We start from the raw sequence: 16,150 nt of genomic DNA, 5'->3' as shown, positions 1-16,150 counted from the left end.
GATGAACTGCGCGATGCGCAGTTCATCGAACGAGACGGGTCAAGACCGCGAGCGACCCTGCCAACCAAGACAGCAGCGCTGACCTCTCGACCGGCGGCCTGTGGGAAGAACTGCGCATCGCGCAGTTCTTCCCCAAAAGGTCCAGGGCTTGCCCTGGTTCGGGTCGAGGGGCGAATAGCCCCCGCGGGGCCCGGGGCAGCGCCCCGGCTCCACGGTCGCAGAGGAGACCCCTAGCGCCCCTGAAAGCGGCCGGCGCGCCTCTCGACGAACGATCGCATGCCCTCGGCGGCATCCTCCGTGCCCATGAGGGCGCGGGCTCGCTCTTCGAGGCGCGCCGCTTCCACCTCGGGCCCTTCCGTCATCGCCGCGCGCGACGACGCGAGCGTGGCGCGCACGGCGATCGGCGCCTGCGCTGCGACCCGCTCGCAGATCCACGTGGCGCGATCGAGGAGCTCGGCCGCGGGGACGACCTCCTGCACGAGCCCGATCCGATACGCCTCCTTCGCGTCGAACACGTCACCCGTGAGCAGCCAGCGCATGGCATTGCCATGGCCTGCGAGCGCCGGGAACCGGAGCGTGGCGCCGCCGAACGGGAAGATGCCGCGCTGCACTTCGAGCTGCGAGAAGCGCGTGTCCTCGGCCGCGACGCGGATGTCGGCGGCGAGCGCGAGCTCGATCCCGATCGTGAAGCAATATCCCCCCACGGCGACGATCATCGGCTTCGTGAGGCGCCGCGGCCCGATCGCGAGCGGATCGACGCTCCCCTTCGGGTAGAGCGCGCGCCCCGCCGCGACCGCGGGCCCGACCTCCGCGAGATCGAGCCCGCCCGTGAAATGGCCTCCGTGGGCGAACAGGAGGCCACACCGCAGCCCCTCGTCCTCCTCGTAGGCGGTGTACGCCTGCGCGAGCTCGTCGAGCATGGCGAGATCGAATGCGTTGCGCTTCTCCGGTCTGTTCAGGCCGATGCGGACGACATGACCGAGACGCTCCACCGTGACGCGTGCCATGGGCGGACGTTACCACGGCCGGGACCTCGCCGGCGCCTCGAATCGGGCTCGGCCCGACGTCACGCCCGTTCGCCCGGATCGCTCCGGGCGGCCGCGTATGTCATCACGGAACATTGAAATGATTTCGTTTCCAGGATCGGAGTGTCCCGGGATTTCGATTCTTACATTGCTATGCTGGTGGTCATGGAATGGCGCACGGATTGTTTCCACACTACGTCCGTCCTTCGCGTGCTCGCGGGCCCGCTCGTGTCGCTCGTCGCATTCGTGACGGCGGCCTGCGGGTCTCCGGACGGCACGCTCTCGGGCGGAGCGGGGTCGGGCAACGCGGGTGGGGCGACGTCGGGCAGCGGAGGAGGCACCGCGGGCAGCGGAGGCGGGTCTTCGGGCAGCGGAGGGGAGGCGCCCGACGAGGATCAAGGGTACAAATTCCGCGCGGGCGAGAACGGCTTCGAGATCCGCGTCGACGGCGACCATTTCGAGCCGTTCTGGCCGATCGGCGTCAATTACAGCCACGCGATCCCGGGGACGTCCCCGGGCGAATTCGTGGCCACGCGCGAGCAGATCGCCGAGTGGATCGAGACCATCGCGGAGCTCGGGGTCAATTCGGTGCGCGTCTATACCGTACAGTCTCCGCTGTTTTACGAGGAGCTCCTCCGCCACAACACCGAGCACCCGGACCACCCGCTCTACCTCTTGCAAGGGGCCTGGCTCAAGGAGCCGGAAGAGGATCCCGAGTTCACGGGCATCCCGGACTACCTCGACGACTCGATCCGCATCTGGTTCCGCGACGAGATCGAGAAGGTCGTCGACGTCGTCCACGGCAACCGCGAGATCCCGTACGGCACGCCCGAGAACCCGATGAACTACGGCCGCGCGTTCGGCACCTTCACCGCCGACGTATCTCCGTGGCTCCTCGGCTGGCTCGTCGGCCGCGAGGTCGAGCCGCTCACCATCATGACCACGCACGAGCTCTACTACGACGAGCACTGCCAGGGGATGCCGTGCGAGGTCTCGTACGCCGGCACGTGGTTCTCCATCGAGCACGCGACGCCGATGGAGGCGTTCGTGGCCGAGTACCTCGATTATCTCACGGTCTACGAGGAAGAGCGGTACGAGGTGAAGCACCCCATGGGGTTCTCCAACTGGCCCACGCTCGATCCGATCGACCACGTGGTCGAATACGAATATCCCGAGTCCGTCGACGACGTCGAGCAGCTCGATCTCCTGAAGATCGAGGTCGCCCCGAGTTTCGGCCCCGGGCTCTTCTTTTCGTATCACGCCTACCCGTATTATCCCGAGTTCATCCTGTACGAGCCGCAATACCAGGTCGAGGACGACGAGGGGTCGAACTCGTACCTCGGCTACCTCGACCACCTGCGAAAGCTCTACGCCGGCCGCACCTTGATCATCGGCGAGATCGGGCATCCTTCGAGCCAGGGATCCGGGCATTACGCGAAATCAGGGCTGCACCACGGCGATCTCGACGAGGGCGAGCAAGCCAAGGCCGTCGAGCGGTCGCTCGGGACGATCCGGCGCGCCGGGATGAACGGCGCCTTTCTCTTCGAGCTCATCGACGAGTGGTTCAAGCGAGCCTGGGTGGTCGATCGCGTGGAGCTGCCCGCGGATCGGCGGCGGGTCTGGTACAACCCGATGAGCCCGGAGCAGAACTTCGGCCTCATCGCGATGAAGCCCGGCGCGGAGGGGGTCCACCACGTGCTCGACGGGAAAGGGGACGATTTCCTGATCGAGCCGAACGCCTGGCAAGCGGGGCCGCCTCTCGTGCCGCAGGGGGACGTGTACGATCCCATGCGCACCATCCGCGAGCTCAAGGTCGACTCCGACGAGGGGTTCTTGCACCTCCTGATCCGGGTCGAGTCGCTCGATCCGGACGGCAATGGAAAGGTCGACTGGGATCACGTGGATTACGTGGTCGGCCTCGACACGTACCTGCCCGAGGCAGGCGACGCGTGCCTCGATCCCGAGTGTGTGCTCCGCACCGAGCGGCGCATCGAGTTCCTCCTTCGTATCGAGTCGGCAGAGGACGTCGCGCTGCTCGTCGACCAGCCTTACGACCTTTTCGGCATCTGGCATAGAAAACGGGAGGATTGGCAGCTCTATCGGACGGCCCCCAACGACGACGGCCTGTTCAACCCGGTCCGCACCATCACGAACAACTCGTTCTGGTACCAGGGCGAGATGCTCGCGCCGATCATCTGGCAGAGCACGGGCCAGTTCCGGACCGGCCTCGAGGCCGAGCGCTCGACGAGCAATTTCTGGTTTTCGCTCGCGGACGGGACGCTCGAGGTCCGCATCCCCTGGACCCTGCTCAACGTGACGGATCCCTCGCAGCGGCTCGTGGTCGATGACCACGTGCCCGGGCCGAAGACGAAGGAGGTCGAGCTGACCACCACGAAGACCCCCGGGTTCGGGATCATGGTGGCGACGCTCGGCGGCGCCGAGGAGAAGGAAGGGCAGGTCACGGACACGCTGCCGCGCGCCCAGAAGATCGACACGTCGTGGGTGCTCCCCGCGGCCGAGGTGGTCTCGTACACCTGGGCCGAATGGGAAATCCCGACGTACCACGCCTACCGCAAGCGCTCCTTCGACGACCTGAAAGCGGCGCTGCCGTCGATCGTCCCCGAGAGCGCAAAGCCTTCGCCCTGACGCGCAAGCGCCGCCGCACCCGCGCCGGGGTTCGCACCTCGTCCCGGCACGTACACGCCACCCTTCATGCGAACCTGCAAGGGCGGCTCCTTTGGAGAATCCGCCTGAGGTCCTTTGGCGATCCATGCGATCTTCAAGGACATTTCGCTCGTTCGTCGAGGCGGGCCTCGCGGCCCCGGATTCAGCGCCCCCGCCATCCGCCCCCGCCGCCCGTGTCTCGGTGGGCTGCGGTGCGTAATCCGCATGCCGAGGTCTATACTCCTCAGCTAGCTCACCATGCAGGCGCGGATGCGTGCGTCGCGTCGCGCTCGGGCGAGGGTCGCGGGGCGGCATGACGATTGCAATCAAGTCGGCGCTACTACGAGAGGTGCGGACTCATGGCGCGTGTCCTGCTCATCGACGACGATCACGACCGGACGGAGATCATCGCCCGCGGCTTGCGAGCAGAGGGGCTCGAGGTGGTGCACGTCGGCACCCGTCGCGAGGCCTTTGTCGCGCTCGACGGCCCCGGCCACTTCGACTGCGCGCTTGTCGTGCTGGCGCTCCCGACCGGCGACCGACTGGAGCTCGCCAAGGAGCTCCACGCACGGTTCCCCGGCCTGCACGTAGGCCTGGCGCGTGGGCACAAGCTCTCCGTGCGTCCCAACGAACACACGAGCGAGCGCACACTACGATTCGAGCCCGTCCCCGAAGACGGCCGCAAGCTCGCGCGAGCGCTTCGCTCGCGGCTCATCGCCGCCTGACACGTCAACGTGCCGTCCGCCTGGCACGTGTGCCAGCACGTGCCCGGCACACGTGCCATCGCCGTGCGTTAGGCCACGATCATTCGGACGAGCGTCACGGCTGTGAAGAGCACGGCCAGGAACGTCCCCACGAGGCCCCAGAACATGAGGCGCGGGTGCCGGTCCACGACCCGCGCCGCCTCGCGCAGGAACCGCTTCGCCAGGGTGCCGGAGCAGGCCACGTGCATCCGACCTTCGAGGCTCTGCCGCAAGAGCTCGATCATCTGCCCCGCGGAGGCGTACCGCTTCGCCGGGTCCTTCGCGAGCCCATCGACGGCGAAGTGGACGAGCTCGGGCGGGAGTCCATCCTGCGCGTGGTGGCAGCTCCGCTTCATGTCCCGAACGGTGGGCTCGTAGTCCATGACGCCTGACAAGATGTCGCCGAGCGTCCGCCTGTCTGCCAGGTAGTGGCGCAACGTGACGAGCTCGTGGAAGAGGACGCACGCGCTGTAGAGGTCGCTCCGCGTATCGAGCTTGTCCACCTCGCCGCGCGCCTGCTCGGGCGACATGTACGCGGGGGTGCCGACGAGCGCGCCGACGTGCGTCACGAACATCCGCCCCCGGTCGTTCTCCTCTCCCAGCGTCGCGTCCGCGCCCCGGGCGAGGTCCCGCTCGGCAGTGACGGGCTTGGCGATGCCCCAGTCCATCAGCACGACCTCGCCGTACCGCCCCACCATCACGTTCGCCGGCTTGACGTCCCGGTGCACGACGCCGTTCGCGTGGGCGTAGGCGAGCGCCGAAAGGATGTCGATGAAGATCTCGACGCGGCGCTCGAAGGTGTACCTGCGGTGGTAGTCGGGATCGCCGTCCGCGAGCTTGCGGATGATGGTCTCGAGCGTCTCGCCCTCGACGTATTTCATGACGAAGAAGTACCGGCCGAGCTCGTCGACGCCGACGTCGTGGATGGGGACGATGTTCGGGTGCTCGAGGCGGCCGACGGTGCGGATCTCGTCCACGAAGCGGGCGAGCATCACGGGATCACTCGCCTCGGGCAGCAGGCGTTTGACCGCGACCTTGCGAGCGATGTCCTGATCGTGCACGAGCACGATCTCCCCCATGCCGCCCGAGCCGAGCGTCTTGATGGGCTCGTAGCGCGATTTGGACTCGGCCACGAGCCGCACCTCGGCGCCTTCGCCCTCGACGCGCGGCAGCACGGTGGTGCGCAGGACCGACGAGGGCGGCGGCAGGGAGGAGAGGGCGCGCATGGGCGCCACCGCGGTCTTGGCCTGGGCGAAGCCATCGTCCCCAGGCGCGAACAGGGTCTCCGCATTCATGGTTTCGAGCAAGGTCATGGGGAGTACCGCGAAGAGGACCCGCGCCGGACGCGATGGGAAAACCGCTCGTTCGTCCCGGCCGGGCCCCACCTTTCTTGCCGCGAGTTTGACACGGAGCGGGCAGATCCGCTCTCCTCGGCGCCATGCAGCGATTCGAGGGAAAGGTAGCGCTCGTCACGGGGGCCGCCTCGGGGCTCGGGGCGGCGGCCGTGCGGCGGCTGCACGCAGAAGGCGCGGTCGTGGTGATCACGGACGTGGCGCAGGATCGAGGCGAGGCGCTCGCCGCGGAGCTCGGGGCACGGGCAGAGTTCGCGGCGCTCGACGTGACGCAGGAGGCTGCGTGGATCGCCGTGCTCGACGCGGTGGTCGCGAAGCACGGTCGGCTCGACGTGCTCGTGAACAACGCGGGGGTGGGCGTGGTGGGCGACGTGGAGTCGACGACGCTCGAGGAGTGGCGGTTCGTGCACGCGGTGAACACGGAGGGCACGTTCCTCGGCTGCAAGCACGCGATCCGGGTGATGAAGGAGCGCGGGGGCGGGGCGATCGTGAACATGTCGAGCGTGGCAGGCATGATCGGCGCGCCGAACCTGGCAGCGTATTGCTCGAGCAAGGGCGGCGTGCGCACATTCACGAAATCAGTGGCGATGCATTGTGCGCGGAAAGGGTACGGGATCCGGGTAAACTCGGTACACCCGGCATTCATCGATACGCCGATGGTCGACGCGATGGTGGAGAAGTCCGAGGATCCCGCGCGGGCGAAGGCGAACCTGGGGAAGTCCATTCCACTAGGGAAGCTCGGCGAACCCGAGGACGTGGCGGCAGCGGTCGCGTATCTGGCGTCGGACGACGCGAAATTCGTGACGGGTACGGAGCTCTTGGTCGACGGCGGGCTGCTGGCGATCTGAGCTGAGTGGGGACGCCGCGCCGGGGCGCCGCCCCGGACCCCGCGGGGGCTGTCCGCCCCTCGACCCGGACCAGGGCAAGCCCTGGACTCGGGGTGGAAGAACTGCGCTCCGCGCAGTTCTTCCAACGGGCCCGTTGGAAGACCAGGGACAACGTTGCCGATCAAAAGGTCAGCGCGGCGGTCTTGCTTGGCAGGGGTCCTTCTTCGGCCTGTTCGATGAACTGCGCATCGCGCAGTTCATCGACCCCGGGTCCAGCGCTTGCGCTGGTCCGGGTCCAGGGGCGGATAGCCCCGGTGGGGCCTGGGGCAACGCCCCAGCGCGACGCCCCAGGTCAGCTTGCGGAGCGGAGACTGCGGCGGATCTCGTCGATCCAGGCGAGGGCGGCGGACTCGGTATCGAAGAAGCGGACGTCGAAGTGGGGGCCTCGGTGCAGGATGCGGGCTGCGCGGAAGACCATGGCGCCGAGGATACGCGCGTGAAAGCGTGCGCCGACGAGGGCGGCGCCGAGGATGGGCACGCCGGCGCCGTTTTCGCCGGGTCCCTCGGAGGCGATGCGGCGCGCCTCGGGTGTGATGTGCTCCAGGTGCTCGACGTCGACGAGCAAGAAGATGCCTGATTTGCCAGCGGAAAACCGGCGCTGAATGTCGAGGACGCGCTGCATCTCGTCCACGCCGATGCGGCCGATGAAGTGGCCGACGAGGAGATCGGGCTCGTGGGTGATGATGTGGCTTTCACCACTGGTGGAAGGAAGCATTCCAGGAGGAACGTAACGGGGGAGATGGGGGAAGGCAAGGCGCGGGCAGCATCCGCACGTTTTGCGATCGTCGAGAGGACGACGCGCGCATTTTCAGGTGCCCTGCTTCTGCTTCAGCATTGCGATCGCACGGTCCCTGCACCCCTGGTCGCGCTGGTGACGGCAAATGGCGATGAGCAGCTTGATGTCTTGCTCGGTTGCGCGGCCGGACCAGACCTTGGGCTCGAGCTGCCTGCGCATCACGGATTCCTCGTCGTTCGTGTAGACTCTCGTATTCGACGACGGCGACGGCGACGGCGTGGTCTTCGTCGTGGTCTCGCCATTCACGACGCTGCCGCTCGGTGCCGGCGGCACGTTTACGGAGCCCTCCGGCTCGGGCGGAGGTGTCGTCGACTCGACGCGGGCAATCGCAGGGCTCGGATCGGCGGCGCCCGGGTCTTGTCGCTCCGGGCTCGCGGGAACCTCCGGCGCCGCGCTCGTCGCGACCGGCGCCGGAGGCGTCGTCGCCGATGCGGCCAACGTGCGCTCTTCCGCGTTCTCGGTCCCCAGGACCGCCACGAAGAGGACCATCGCCAAAAGGAGACACACGAGCCCCGCGCCCGCGGCGATGAGCCCCGTCGGTCGAGGCCGACGCGTCACCGGCGCCGCGGTCATACCGCTCCCGAGGGGCGTCGGGACCGGGCCCATCGGCGCCCCCGAGGGTCCGAGCGCCGTCCCCGCGCCGGGCTCCGCGCTGCTCGGCATCGCCGCGCGCAGCGGCCCCATCGGCACCGTTGGGTGCGACGGCACGGGAGCGCTCGGCCTTTCCGGCGGCTGCGACGGGAACGCCGGTCGTGCATTCGAAGCCGGTGGCAGGCTTCCCTGGGCGACGAGCCCCGGCGGCGGCAACCCGAGCGCCTCGGCGAGCGCCTTCACGGCGCTCGTGGCCGAGGGAAACCGTTCGGAAGCGACCTTGGCCGTGGCGCGGGCAAACCACGCGTCGAACGCAGGCGGCAGCGCCGCGCCGAGCCGGGCAGCCCGCGCCGTCGCCGGCTCCCGTGGCCCGAGCGCCGCCTGGGCTGCGAAGGCAAAGACGTTCGCGCCCGCCCTCGATTCCTCGAACCAGTAGGCTTTGCCCACGAGGAGCGTGAACGCAATCATGCCGAGCGCGAAGACGTCCGTCTCGGGAGAGACCGACGATTCCATGAGGAACTGCTCGGGGGCCATGTAAAGCGGCGTGCCGAGCGATTGCGTCGCGCCTGCCGCCGTGGCCCCGGCGGCGACGATCTTCGCAATCCCGAAATCGAGCACCTTGATGCGCGGGATGCCATCCTCGCGCTCGCAGAGGAAAAGGTTCTCCGGTTTGAGATCACGGTGAACGATGTGCGCGCGGTGCGTCCTGTCGAGCGCGAGCGAGGTCTGGTGCAGGTACGAAATCACCTCCGCAGGCGACAAAGGACCCGCGCGGCGAAGCCGTTTGCCGAGCTCCTCGCCGCGCAAGAGCTCCATGACCAGGAAAGGCATCCCGGTCGTGTCGTCGATGCCCGCATCGAAGACATCGACGATGTACTCGCTCTCGATCTCCGCAGCGACCCGCGCCTCTTGCCGGAAGCGCCCGCGCAGGTCGTCGCTTTGCACGAACTTCGCGTGCATCACCTTGAGCGCGCGGCGACGATTCGTCTCGAGGTGGACGACCTCGTACACCGCCCCCATCCCGCCATCGGCGATACGGCGCTCTACACGGTAACGCCCAGCAAAAATGGCTCCGGCTGTCAAATCAGACGACACGACGCGCTCCGTCGATACAGGAATCTTCCGGTTGCATCGTTTGCACGCAAACGGTCTTCCGTGGAGTACGACCAGTCCAGGACGAAGTCAAGCGTTCGGGGTGCATGGCAGGCGATCGGCGGGCGGGGTGCTCGGGGACGCCGCGCCGGGGCTCTGCCCCGGGCCCCGCGGGGGCTGTTCGCCCCTCGACCCGAACCAGCGCAAGCGCTGGACCTTTGGGGAAGAACTGCGCGGTGCGCAGTTCTTCCACGGGCCGGTGGAAGGGACGGCGTGGCCAGTCGAAATGGCAGCGCCGCTGTCTCGATTGGCAGGGCCTGTTCGATGAACTGCGCATCGCGCAGTTCATCGACCCTGGGTCCAGCGCTTGCGCAGGCCCCGGGTCCAGGGGCGGATAGCCCCATCGTTGACCAGAGGGGCCTGGGGCAACGCCCCAGCGCAACGGCCTATGAAAACCGCCTATGCCGGCGACGGAGCGCGGCCGTATATTGCGATTTTTTGAGCTGAAGAGCTTGACGGATCGAGGATGGGCGGGTTTATCTTTCGCCGGGGGTCGCGACCATCGTGCCATTGCCCGCGGGGGTGTCGGACGGACGGCGTTTGCCCACGCCGGAGCCGCGATCACATGCTCCGTAATTGATGGGAGGTGCGCCGATGCCGGTGGGTGGATCGCTCGAGCGATTTCCGATCTGGTTGCTCTTTGGGGGCACCGTCGTGATGTTCCTGCTCGCCGTCGAGGGCGGCTTCCGGCTGGGAGCTCATCGGCGGTACCGCGCCGAAGAGGAGCATCCGCCCCACGTGCTCGCCCTGGTCACCACCACGATGGGCTTGCTGGCGCTCGTCCTGGCGTTCACGTTCAGCCTCGCGGCGAACCGCTTCGAAGCCAGGAAACAGGTCCTCGTCGAGGAGGCCAACACCATCGAGACGATCTTCTTGCGCGCCGACCTCCTCCCCGGCAATCGCGGCGCGAAGGTCCGCCCGATGCTGCGTGAATACGTCGACGTGCGTCTTTCGGCGGTGAAAATCGAAAACGTCGAGCACGCAATGCGGCGCTCGGTGGAGCTGCAGCGGGAGCTCTGGAAAGAGGCGGAGGCCGCTGCGCGAGACCAACCCGACTCCGTCGTCGTGGGGCTCTTCATCGAATCGCTGAACAAGATGATCGAGCTCCACGCGATCCGCGTCAAGGTCGCCGTCCGAGGCGGCATTCCAGACGCCCTGTGGGCGGGGCTCGCCTTGATCGCGGTCCTGACCCTCACGGCCGTCGGGTATCATGCCGGTCTGGTCAAGACGCAACGGTCCCCCACGGTCGCGACGCTGGTCATGAGCCTTTCGATCGTCATGCTATTGACCGCCGACCTCGACCATCCGCAGGAGGGGACGCTGAAGGTGAGTCAGCAAGCGATGATCGATCTGCGGCGGATGATGGGTGATTGAGCATCGTTCGTGCGTCGGGGGGAACGGACGAGGATTTGAACGGCGCGTCCCCGTCATGTCGTGGGCTGATGAGCGCCGAGGGGGAACCAATGACGGAGATGACCACCGTGGATTTGACATCAACGGTCGCGGGGAAATCGGCGATGCCGCATCTCTCGGCCGAGGAGCACGCGGCGCGCGGCAAGGCGGAGCGCGCGGCGATCCCACGCGTCGCCCACGCGACCTGGGAGGCGCCGCCCCACCGGCCCGATCCGATCGCGCTGCTCGAGGAGCAAGCAAAGAGCCGCGTGCCCGAGCTCGTGCCGATCCGCTACGGCCGAATGCTGGATTCCCCGTTCGCCTTTTATCGGGGCGCCGCATACGTGATGGCCTCCGATCTGGCCACGACGCCGCGCTCGCGCCTGACGGTGCAGCTCTGCGGCGACGCGCACCTCTCGAACTTCGGGGTGTTCGGATCCCCCGAGCGGCGCATGATGTTCGACATCAACGATTTCGACGAGACGCTGCCAGGGCCGTGGGACTGGGACGTGAAGCGGCTGGCCGTCAGCCTGGAGCTGGCCGGGCGCGACCACGGTTTTTCGAAGGCGGCGCGCTCCGACATCGTCCAGGCGGCGATGCGCGAGTACCGCGAGGCGATGCGGAGCTTCGCGAAGCTCACGAACCTCGAAGTCTGGTATGCGAGCCTCGACGTCGAGCAGATTTTCGATCAATTCGGCTCGCGGGTGGGTCACAAGCGTCTGCACGTGACCGAGCACAACCTCGCGAAGGCTCGGACGAAGGACAGCATTCAGGCCTACGAGAAGCTGACCCACAAGGTCGGCGGCCGGCCGCGAATCATCAGCGATCCTCCCCTGATCGTGCCGATGGACGAATTCATGAAGGGCGTTGCCCGCGAAGAGCTCGAGCAGCAGGTGCGCGAGCTGCTCGTCGGCTACCGCGCGACCCTCGATCCCGATCGGAGGCAACTGCTGGAGGGATACGATTTCGCGGACATGGCCCACAAGGTCGTCGGCGTCGGGAGCGTCGGCGCGCGCGCCTGGATCATCCTGCTCCTCGGTCGTGACGACCAGGACCCGCTCTTCCTGCAAGCAAAGGAGGCGCAAGCATCGGTGCTCGAGCCCTTCCTCGGCAAGAGCGAGTACCAAAACCACGGCCAGCGCGTGGTGGTAGGCCAGCGGCTGATGCAAGCCGCGAGCGATATCTTCCTCGGCTGGGAGCGAGTAAAATCCGCGAGCGGTCTCGAGCGCGATTTCTACGTGCGCCAGCTACGCGACTGGAAATTCTCGGTGGACATCGCCGCCCTGGATCGAGTCGTCCTGGCGACGTACGGCAGTCTCTGCGGCTGGACCCTCGCACGCGCACACGCGCGCTCAGGCGACCGAATCGCAATCGCAGCCTACCTCGGAAAAGCAGACGCCTTCGACGAAGCCATCGCCACCTTCGCGCGCGCCTACGCCGACCAGACGGAGCGCGACCACGAAGCGCTGGCCGCCGCAGCGAAGAACGGGCGCATCCGAGCCGAAATCGGGCTTTGAGGGGGAGCGTAGCGCCGGGGTTTCACCCCGGACCCCGACCAGGGGTTGTCCACCCCTGGACCCGGACCAGCGCAAGCGCTGGACCCGGGGTCGATGAACTGCGCGATGCGCAGTTCATCGAACGGGCCGAGGCAAGACCAGCGTCCTTTGGCGAAGGTCCTGGAAGGTCGCGGGACGGAGGATCCCTTGGCTTGACTCCGCTCCTCCGTGTCTCGATACACAGACCAGGACGTCCGGGGCGTCGAATCCAAGCCGTCCGGGACTCGAACGCAGAGGGGAAGAACATGAAATTCCATCTGATTGCCGTTGCGCTCGCGGCGCTCGTCGGCATTGGCTCGGTTGCCGAAACTACGATGGCCGCGCCTGCGGAGGGCCACCTCGACGAGGATTCGGATTCGAGCGACGTGGGCGCCGATGACTTCGAGCTCAGGGTAGCCGACCCGCCGGGCGGCTCGTGGAATCGGACCTGTAGGCGGGGTCGTTCGGTCTCCGGCGGATACTGCGCCTTTTGCAGACGGATTGACGGCTCGTGGACGCCAGAGCGGTCCTGTATCTACACGCGCCAGTGCCGGAGCTGGTGCGCCTGGAACCAGGACGGCACGCTGAAGTGCGGCAACTGCTGAATGCTGCGGGGTACGCCGGAGTGACGGCATCCGAAGCGCAGGCGGGCGTGGCAGGAGCAGCGATTACGGAAGCACTTACGGAAGCAGGCGCCGACCTCACGGCGCCGACCGTGACAGCGCTCTATCCGTGCACCTTCCGCCCGAACTCCCGCATCCCAACCCGGACGAGCTTCCGGGATCGCTAGAACGTCCCTTCGACGCCCAGATACCCGGCCCCCGGGCCCGCCAATCCCCGCACCCGCACCGCCCCGACCTTCTCCGCCGCCGGCTTCGGCGAAAGCACGAACAGCGTCACGCCTGTCGCCAGCACGACGCCCCCGACGATGAACATCGCCGTGCTCGCATTGCCAAGCGCCCAGAACCGCTCGACCGTCTTCATGCCTTCCACGCCGCACGCGAAATTCTGGTCGCACACCGCGTCGACCTCGCCCTTTTCGGCCATCGCGAGCCCGCCGAGCACGCTGCCCACGATGAGCCCCGCGCCGCCCACGCCCATCGCCGCGATTCCGCCGAGCGCCCACGGGTGCATTCCCGGCTTCGATGTCGCGAGCGGCTCCGGCGGCGGCGGCAAGGGCTCCTTCGGGAGCGAAGGAGGCTCGCCCTTCGCCTCCTGCGTCGCGCCCGGCGTGAGCTCGAGGATCTTTCGGTCGCCCTTCTCGAGCCGCACCTTTCGCTCCTGCGGCGGGCGCCCTGGGACCTCGACCCGAAATGCATACTCGCCCGGATCCATCGGCACGAAGACGCCCAGCGTCTTCGGATCGAGCGTGGTATTCCCCCGCGAGACGACGAGCCCCTCGGGCACCTCGCCCGTCCACACGAGCTCGAGCCGAGGCGTTTCCGCGTCGAGCTTCTTGCGCTGCTCCTCCGCGATCCGCGCGCGCTCGGCGTGACGCTCGCGCAGCGGACTCTTCATCGCCGCGAAGAGCCCGAGGTACGTCGTGTAATGCCCGAGCGCCGTCGCGACGCGACCCCGCGTGGCTTCGCATTCGGCGAGCGCGTACAGCGTCCCCGGCGTCGGATCGATCTGCTGGCTCTCCTCGAGCGCGGCGCACGCCTCGGCGTGACGGCCGGCTTCCCGGTGCGCGATCGCTTGTTTGAACAGGATCTCCGCCTGGAGTTTCTTGACCTGCTCCTCGGCGACCCGCGCCCGATCCGTATGCTTCTCGCGCAGCGGGCTCTTCATCGCTGCGTAGAGACCGAGGTACTCCTTGTAATGTGCGATCGCCTGATCGAGCTTCTGGATCTTCGCCTCGCATTCGGCGAGGGCGTGCAGCGTCCCGGGCTTCGGATCGAGCACGTGGCTTTGTTCGAGCAGCGGGCACGCCTCGGCGTACCGCCCGGCTTGGACCTCCGCGACGGCGGCGTCGAAGAGCTTTCCCGCGGCCGCCTCCTGCGCGGGTGTCGGCGCGGCGAACGCCATGCCTTGCGGGAGCCCGAGGCCCGCGCAGACGAACCCCACGAAGAACCATCGTGCCTTACGCATGTCGTGTCTACCTTTGCCGCATGGTCCGTACGTCACGGCGCGATCCGGACGCTGAAGAGGTCGGCGCCGCCGCTGCTCGTGATCGTGCCGAGCGGGGCGCCGAAGAAGAGCTGCTGCTCGAAGCTGCCGCCCACGACGACGTCGCCCTTCCCGTCGACGGCGGCGGCCCAGGCCGTTTGTGTGCCTGCCAGGCCAAACTTCCTGGTCCAAAGTGGCGACCAGTCCGCCGCCGCGAGCTTCACGACGAAGACGTCATTCACGTAGCCGGTATTGATCGTCCCGGCGCCGAAATCGATCGAATCATCGAAATGCCCGGCCACGACGACGTTCCCCGCGCCGTCGACCGCGATCCCCGTGCCGCGCGAGGTTCCGGAGATCCCGAAGCGCTTGCTGTTCACGTGGTTTCCGCTCGCCGCGGCAAGCTCGGCCACGTACACGTCGGCCGCCCCCGCGGCCGACATCGCGGCACCGCCGAAATCGAGCGAGCCGGTGAACCGGCCCGTGACGAGGACGTTCCCGTTCGGCGCGGAGGCGATGTTTCCGTAGAATTGGTCCCCGGACGAACCGAAGAGCTTGCTCCACAGGTGATTGCCGGTGGCGCCCGCGTACATGCCGACGATGATGTCGCGGCCGCCGCCTCCATTCATGTTACCACCGCCGAGATTCGCGCCGCTGTCCGTCTCGCCCACGAGCGCGATGTTGCCGTCCTTCGTGACCGTGAGGCGCCGCCCTCGTTGATTGTTGCTGTCGCCCATGACGCGGCTCCAGCGATGATTCCCATTGAAATCGTAGCTCGCCAGGAATACGTCTTCCATGTTGGGGTCGAGGATGTTGCCCCCGAGGCTCACCGCGTCGCTCGTGAGAAACCCCGTCACGTACAGGTTCCCCGCCGCGTCGACGTCCACATCCTGCGCGGATTGTGTATTCGTCGCGCCGATGTTCTGGCTCCAGACATGCACGCCCGCTGCGTCGAGCTGGACCATGAAGATATCGGTGTTCTGGCTCTGCAGGTTACCCCCGCCGAGATTCATCGTTCCGCTGAATTCGCCCACCACGGTGATGCGACCCGCGCTGTCGACGGCGACGCCACGGGCGACGCCTACTTCCGACGCAGGATACGTCTTCGCCCACTGCACCTGTCCGTCAGCGCCGACCTTCGCGACGTAGACGCTGCCCTGGTTCGCGCTGAAGCTGAACAGGTCCGCCCCGAGCGCCGCGTCGACCGTGCCCGCGACCACGTACCCGCCGTCGGGCGTGAACGCCACGTCGTAGATCGCGTCGTCCATCGGATCGGTGTTCTTCCCGGGCGGCACGAAACCCGCCCCCACCGCGCCCGTGCACATCGCGATGGCCACGCCGTCGCAATCCTCGTCCTCCGCCGTCGTGCAATCGTCGAATCGGGGCTTGTTCACCGTCATGCACGATTCGACGGTTTTCCCATCCGCGCTGCACGTCCCCATGCCTGCCGCGCAGATGCCCGCGAGTCCCGTGCTGCACGGCGCTGGCTGGCCCGGCTCGCAGGTGCAGACCCCCACGTCCTGGGCCTCGCCGTTGCAATCCTCGTCCCCGGGTAGGTTGCAATCTTCGGTAGCCGCCGGAACGACCTCGTCCTCGCAGGGGCCGAACTCCGAGCCGTCGTCCGCGCAGAACTGCTTACCGCCTTTGCAGTCGCCGACGCCCTCCGTGCCGGCGGGCCCCGAATAACACGGCCGCGTCTCGCCCGGCTCGCAAGGCTCACTCGTCCCGCCGGCCCCACCCGTGGAGCTCGACGACGCCCCTCCGGCCCCTCCCGCTCCCCCCGCCTGCCCCCCGCCGCCCGCTGCTTCCCCTGCGTTATACGGATTGTCCCCACCGAGGACTTGCACACAGCTCGCCGCCGTGAGCAGCGCCGCAACACCGACTGACTTCCAGGCTCGCATCCAGGC

General features: G+C 67.6%; 12 protein-coding genes. 6 read left to right on the top strand and 6 right to left on the bottom strand.

Annotation, left to right across the window (positions count from 1 at the left end; genetic code table 11):
* Positions 1-230 precede the first annotated feature (230 nt).
* Positions 231-1,007 (bottom strand): crotonase/enoyl-CoA hydratase family protein, encoded by a 777-nt coding sequence (locus tag QHF83_RS44160; RefSeq protein ID WP_282424130.1) that lies wholly within the window; start codon positions 1,005-1,007, stop codon positions 231-233.
* A gap of 183 nt (positions 1,008-1,190) precedes the next feature.
* On the opposite strand from QHF83_RS44160, the gene QHF83_RS44155 reads away from it, so the two are divergent.
* Complete coding sequence (locus QHF83_RS44155) at positions 1,191-3,671, top strand: hypothetical protein (protein ID WP_282424129.1); 2,481 nt, start codon at positions 1,191-1,193, stop codon at positions 3,669-3,671.
* A gap of 377 nt (positions 3,672-4,048) precedes the next feature.
* A complete protein-coding gene (locus tag QHF83_RS44150) occupies positions 4,049-4,414 on the top strand; it encodes a hypothetical protein (protein ID WP_282424128.1) in 366 nt (121 codons plus the stop codon).
* A 68-nt stretch (positions 4,415-4,482) separates the two neighbouring features.
* Here QHF83_RS44150 and QHF83_RS44145 read toward each other — a convergent pair whose 3' ends face one another.
* Complete coding sequence (locus QHF83_RS44145; RefSeq protein WP_282424127.1) at positions 4,483-5,745, bottom strand: serine/threonine-protein kinase; 1,263 nt, start codon at positions 5,743-5,745, stop codon at positions 4,483-4,485.
* 125 nt (positions 5,746-5,870) lie between these two features.
* Here QHF83_RS44145 and QHF83_RS44140 point away from each other — a divergent pair, with 125 nt between their 5' ends.
* Complete coding sequence (locus tag QHF83_RS44140) at positions 5,871-6,632, top strand: glucose 1-dehydrogenase (RefSeq protein ID WP_282424126.1); 762 nt, start codon at positions 5,871-5,873, stop codon at positions 6,630-6,632.
* A gap of 331 nt (positions 6,633-6,963) precedes the next feature.
* On the opposite strand, the gene QHF83_RS44135 is transcribed toward QHF83_RS44140, so the two are convergent.
* Both QHF83_RS44135 and QHF83_RS44130 read right to left on the bottom strand, forming a co-directional pair.
* Positions 6,964-7,386, bottom strand: coding sequence for an STAS/SEC14 domain-containing protein (locus tag QHF83_RS44135; protein WP_282424125.1), 423 nt, complete (start codon positions 7,384-7,386; stop codon positions 6,964-6,966).
* A 93-nt stretch (positions 7,387-7,479) separates the two neighbouring features.
* Positions 7,480-9,153 (bottom strand): serine/threonine protein kinase, encoded by a 1,674-nt coding sequence (locus tag QHF83_RS44130; protein ID WP_282424124.1) that lies wholly within the window; start codon positions 9,151-9,153, stop codon positions 7,480-7,482.
* Between the two features lie 651 nt (positions 9,154-9,804).
* On the opposite strand from QHF83_RS44130, the gene QHF83_RS44125 reads away from it, so the two are divergent.
* The 3 genes from QHF83_RS44125 (at position 9,805) to QHF83_RS44115 (ending at position 12,742) form a co-directional block, all read left to right on the top strand.
* Positions 9,805-10,584 (top strand): DUF4239 domain-containing protein, encoded by a 780-nt coding sequence (locus QHF83_RS44125; protein WP_282424123.1) that lies wholly within the window; start codon positions 9,805-9,807, stop codon positions 10,582-10,584.
* Between the two features lie 98 nt (positions 10,585-10,682).
* Positions 10,683-12,119, top strand: coding sequence for a DUF2252 domain-containing protein (locus QHF83_RS44120; RefSeq protein ID WP_282424131.1), 1,437 nt, complete (start codon positions 10,683-10,685; stop codon positions 12,117-12,119).
* Between the two features lie 284 nt (positions 12,120-12,403).
* Entirely contained in the window at positions 12,404-12,742 is a 339-nt protein-coding gene (locus QHF83_RS44115) for a hypothetical protein (RefSeq protein ID WP_282424122.1), read from the top strand.
* Between the two features lie 181 nt (positions 12,743-12,923).
* Here the strand turns inward: QHF83_RS44115 and QHF83_RS44110 are convergent, their stop codons facing one another.
* Positions 12,924-14,225 carry a tetratricopeptide repeat protein gene (locus QHF83_RS44110; RefSeq protein ID WP_282424121.1) on the bottom strand — a complete coding sequence of 434 codons (1,302 nt, stop codon included), beginning with the start codon at positions 14,223-14,225 and terminating at the stop codon, positions 12,924-12,926.
* 32 nt (positions 14,226-14,257) lie between these two features.
* On the bottom strand, positions 14,258-16,144 hold the full coding sequence (locus QHF83_RS44105; RefSeq protein ID WP_282424120.1) for a hypothetical protein: 1,887 nt from the start codon (positions 16,142-16,144) through the stop codon (positions 14,258-14,260).
* Positions 16,145-16,150 lie beyond the last annotated feature (6 nt).

Source organism: Polyangium sp. 15x6, from assembly GCF_029960785.1.
In the GTDB taxonomy this organism is placed as follows: Bacteria; Myxococcota_A; Polyangia; order Polyangiales; family Polyangiaceae; genus Polyangium.
This window is presented reverse-complemented; position numbering and strand designations above follow the sequence as displayed.

Bases quoted from the DNA above. Each gene is read 5' to 3' on its own strand.
- QHF83_RS44105 (WP_282424120.1), bottom strand. From the start codon at position 16,144: ATGCGAGCCTGGAAGTCAGTCGGTGTTGCGGCGCTGCTCACGGCGGCG.
- QHF83_RS44135 (WP_282424125.1), bottom strand. From the start codon at position 7,386: ATGCTTCCTTCCACCAGTGGTGAAAGCCACATCATCACCCACGAGCCC.
- QHF83_RS44110 (WP_282424121.1), bottom strand. From the start codon at position 14,225: ATGCGTAAGGCACGATGGTTCTTCGTGGGGTTCGTCTGCGCGGGCCTC.
- QHF83_RS44155 (WP_282424129.1), top strand. From the start codon at position 1,191: ATGGAATGGCGCACGGATTGTTTCCACACTACGTCCGTCCTTCGCGTG.
- QHF83_RS44115 (WP_282424122.1), top strand. From the start codon at position 12,404: ATGAAATTCCATCTGATTGCCGTTGCGCTCGCGGCGCTCGTCGGCATT.
- QHF83_RS44160 (WP_282424130.1), bottom strand. From the start codon at position 1,007: ATGGCACGCGTCACGGTGGAGCGTCTCGGTCATGTCGTCCGCATCGGC.
- QHF83_RS44145 (WP_282424127.1), bottom strand. From the start codon at position 5,745: ATGACCTTGCTCGAAACCATGAATGCGGAGACCCTGTTCGCGCCTGGG.
- QHF83_RS44125 (WP_282424123.1), top strand. From the start codon at position 9,805: ATGCCGGTGGGTGGATCGCTCGAGCGATTTCCGATCTGGTTGCTCTTT.
- QHF83_RS44120 (WP_282424131.1), top strand. From the start codon at position 10,683: ATGACCACCGTGGATTTGACATCAACGGTCGCGGGGAAATCGGCGATG.
- QHF83_RS44150 (WP_282424128.1), top strand. From the start codon at position 4,049: ATGGCGCGTGTCCTGCTCATCGACGACGATCACGACCGGACGGAGATC.
- QHF83_RS44140 (WP_282424126.1), top strand. From the start codon at position 5,871: ATGCAGCGATTCGAGGGAAAGGTAGCGCTCGTCACGGGGGCCGCCTCG.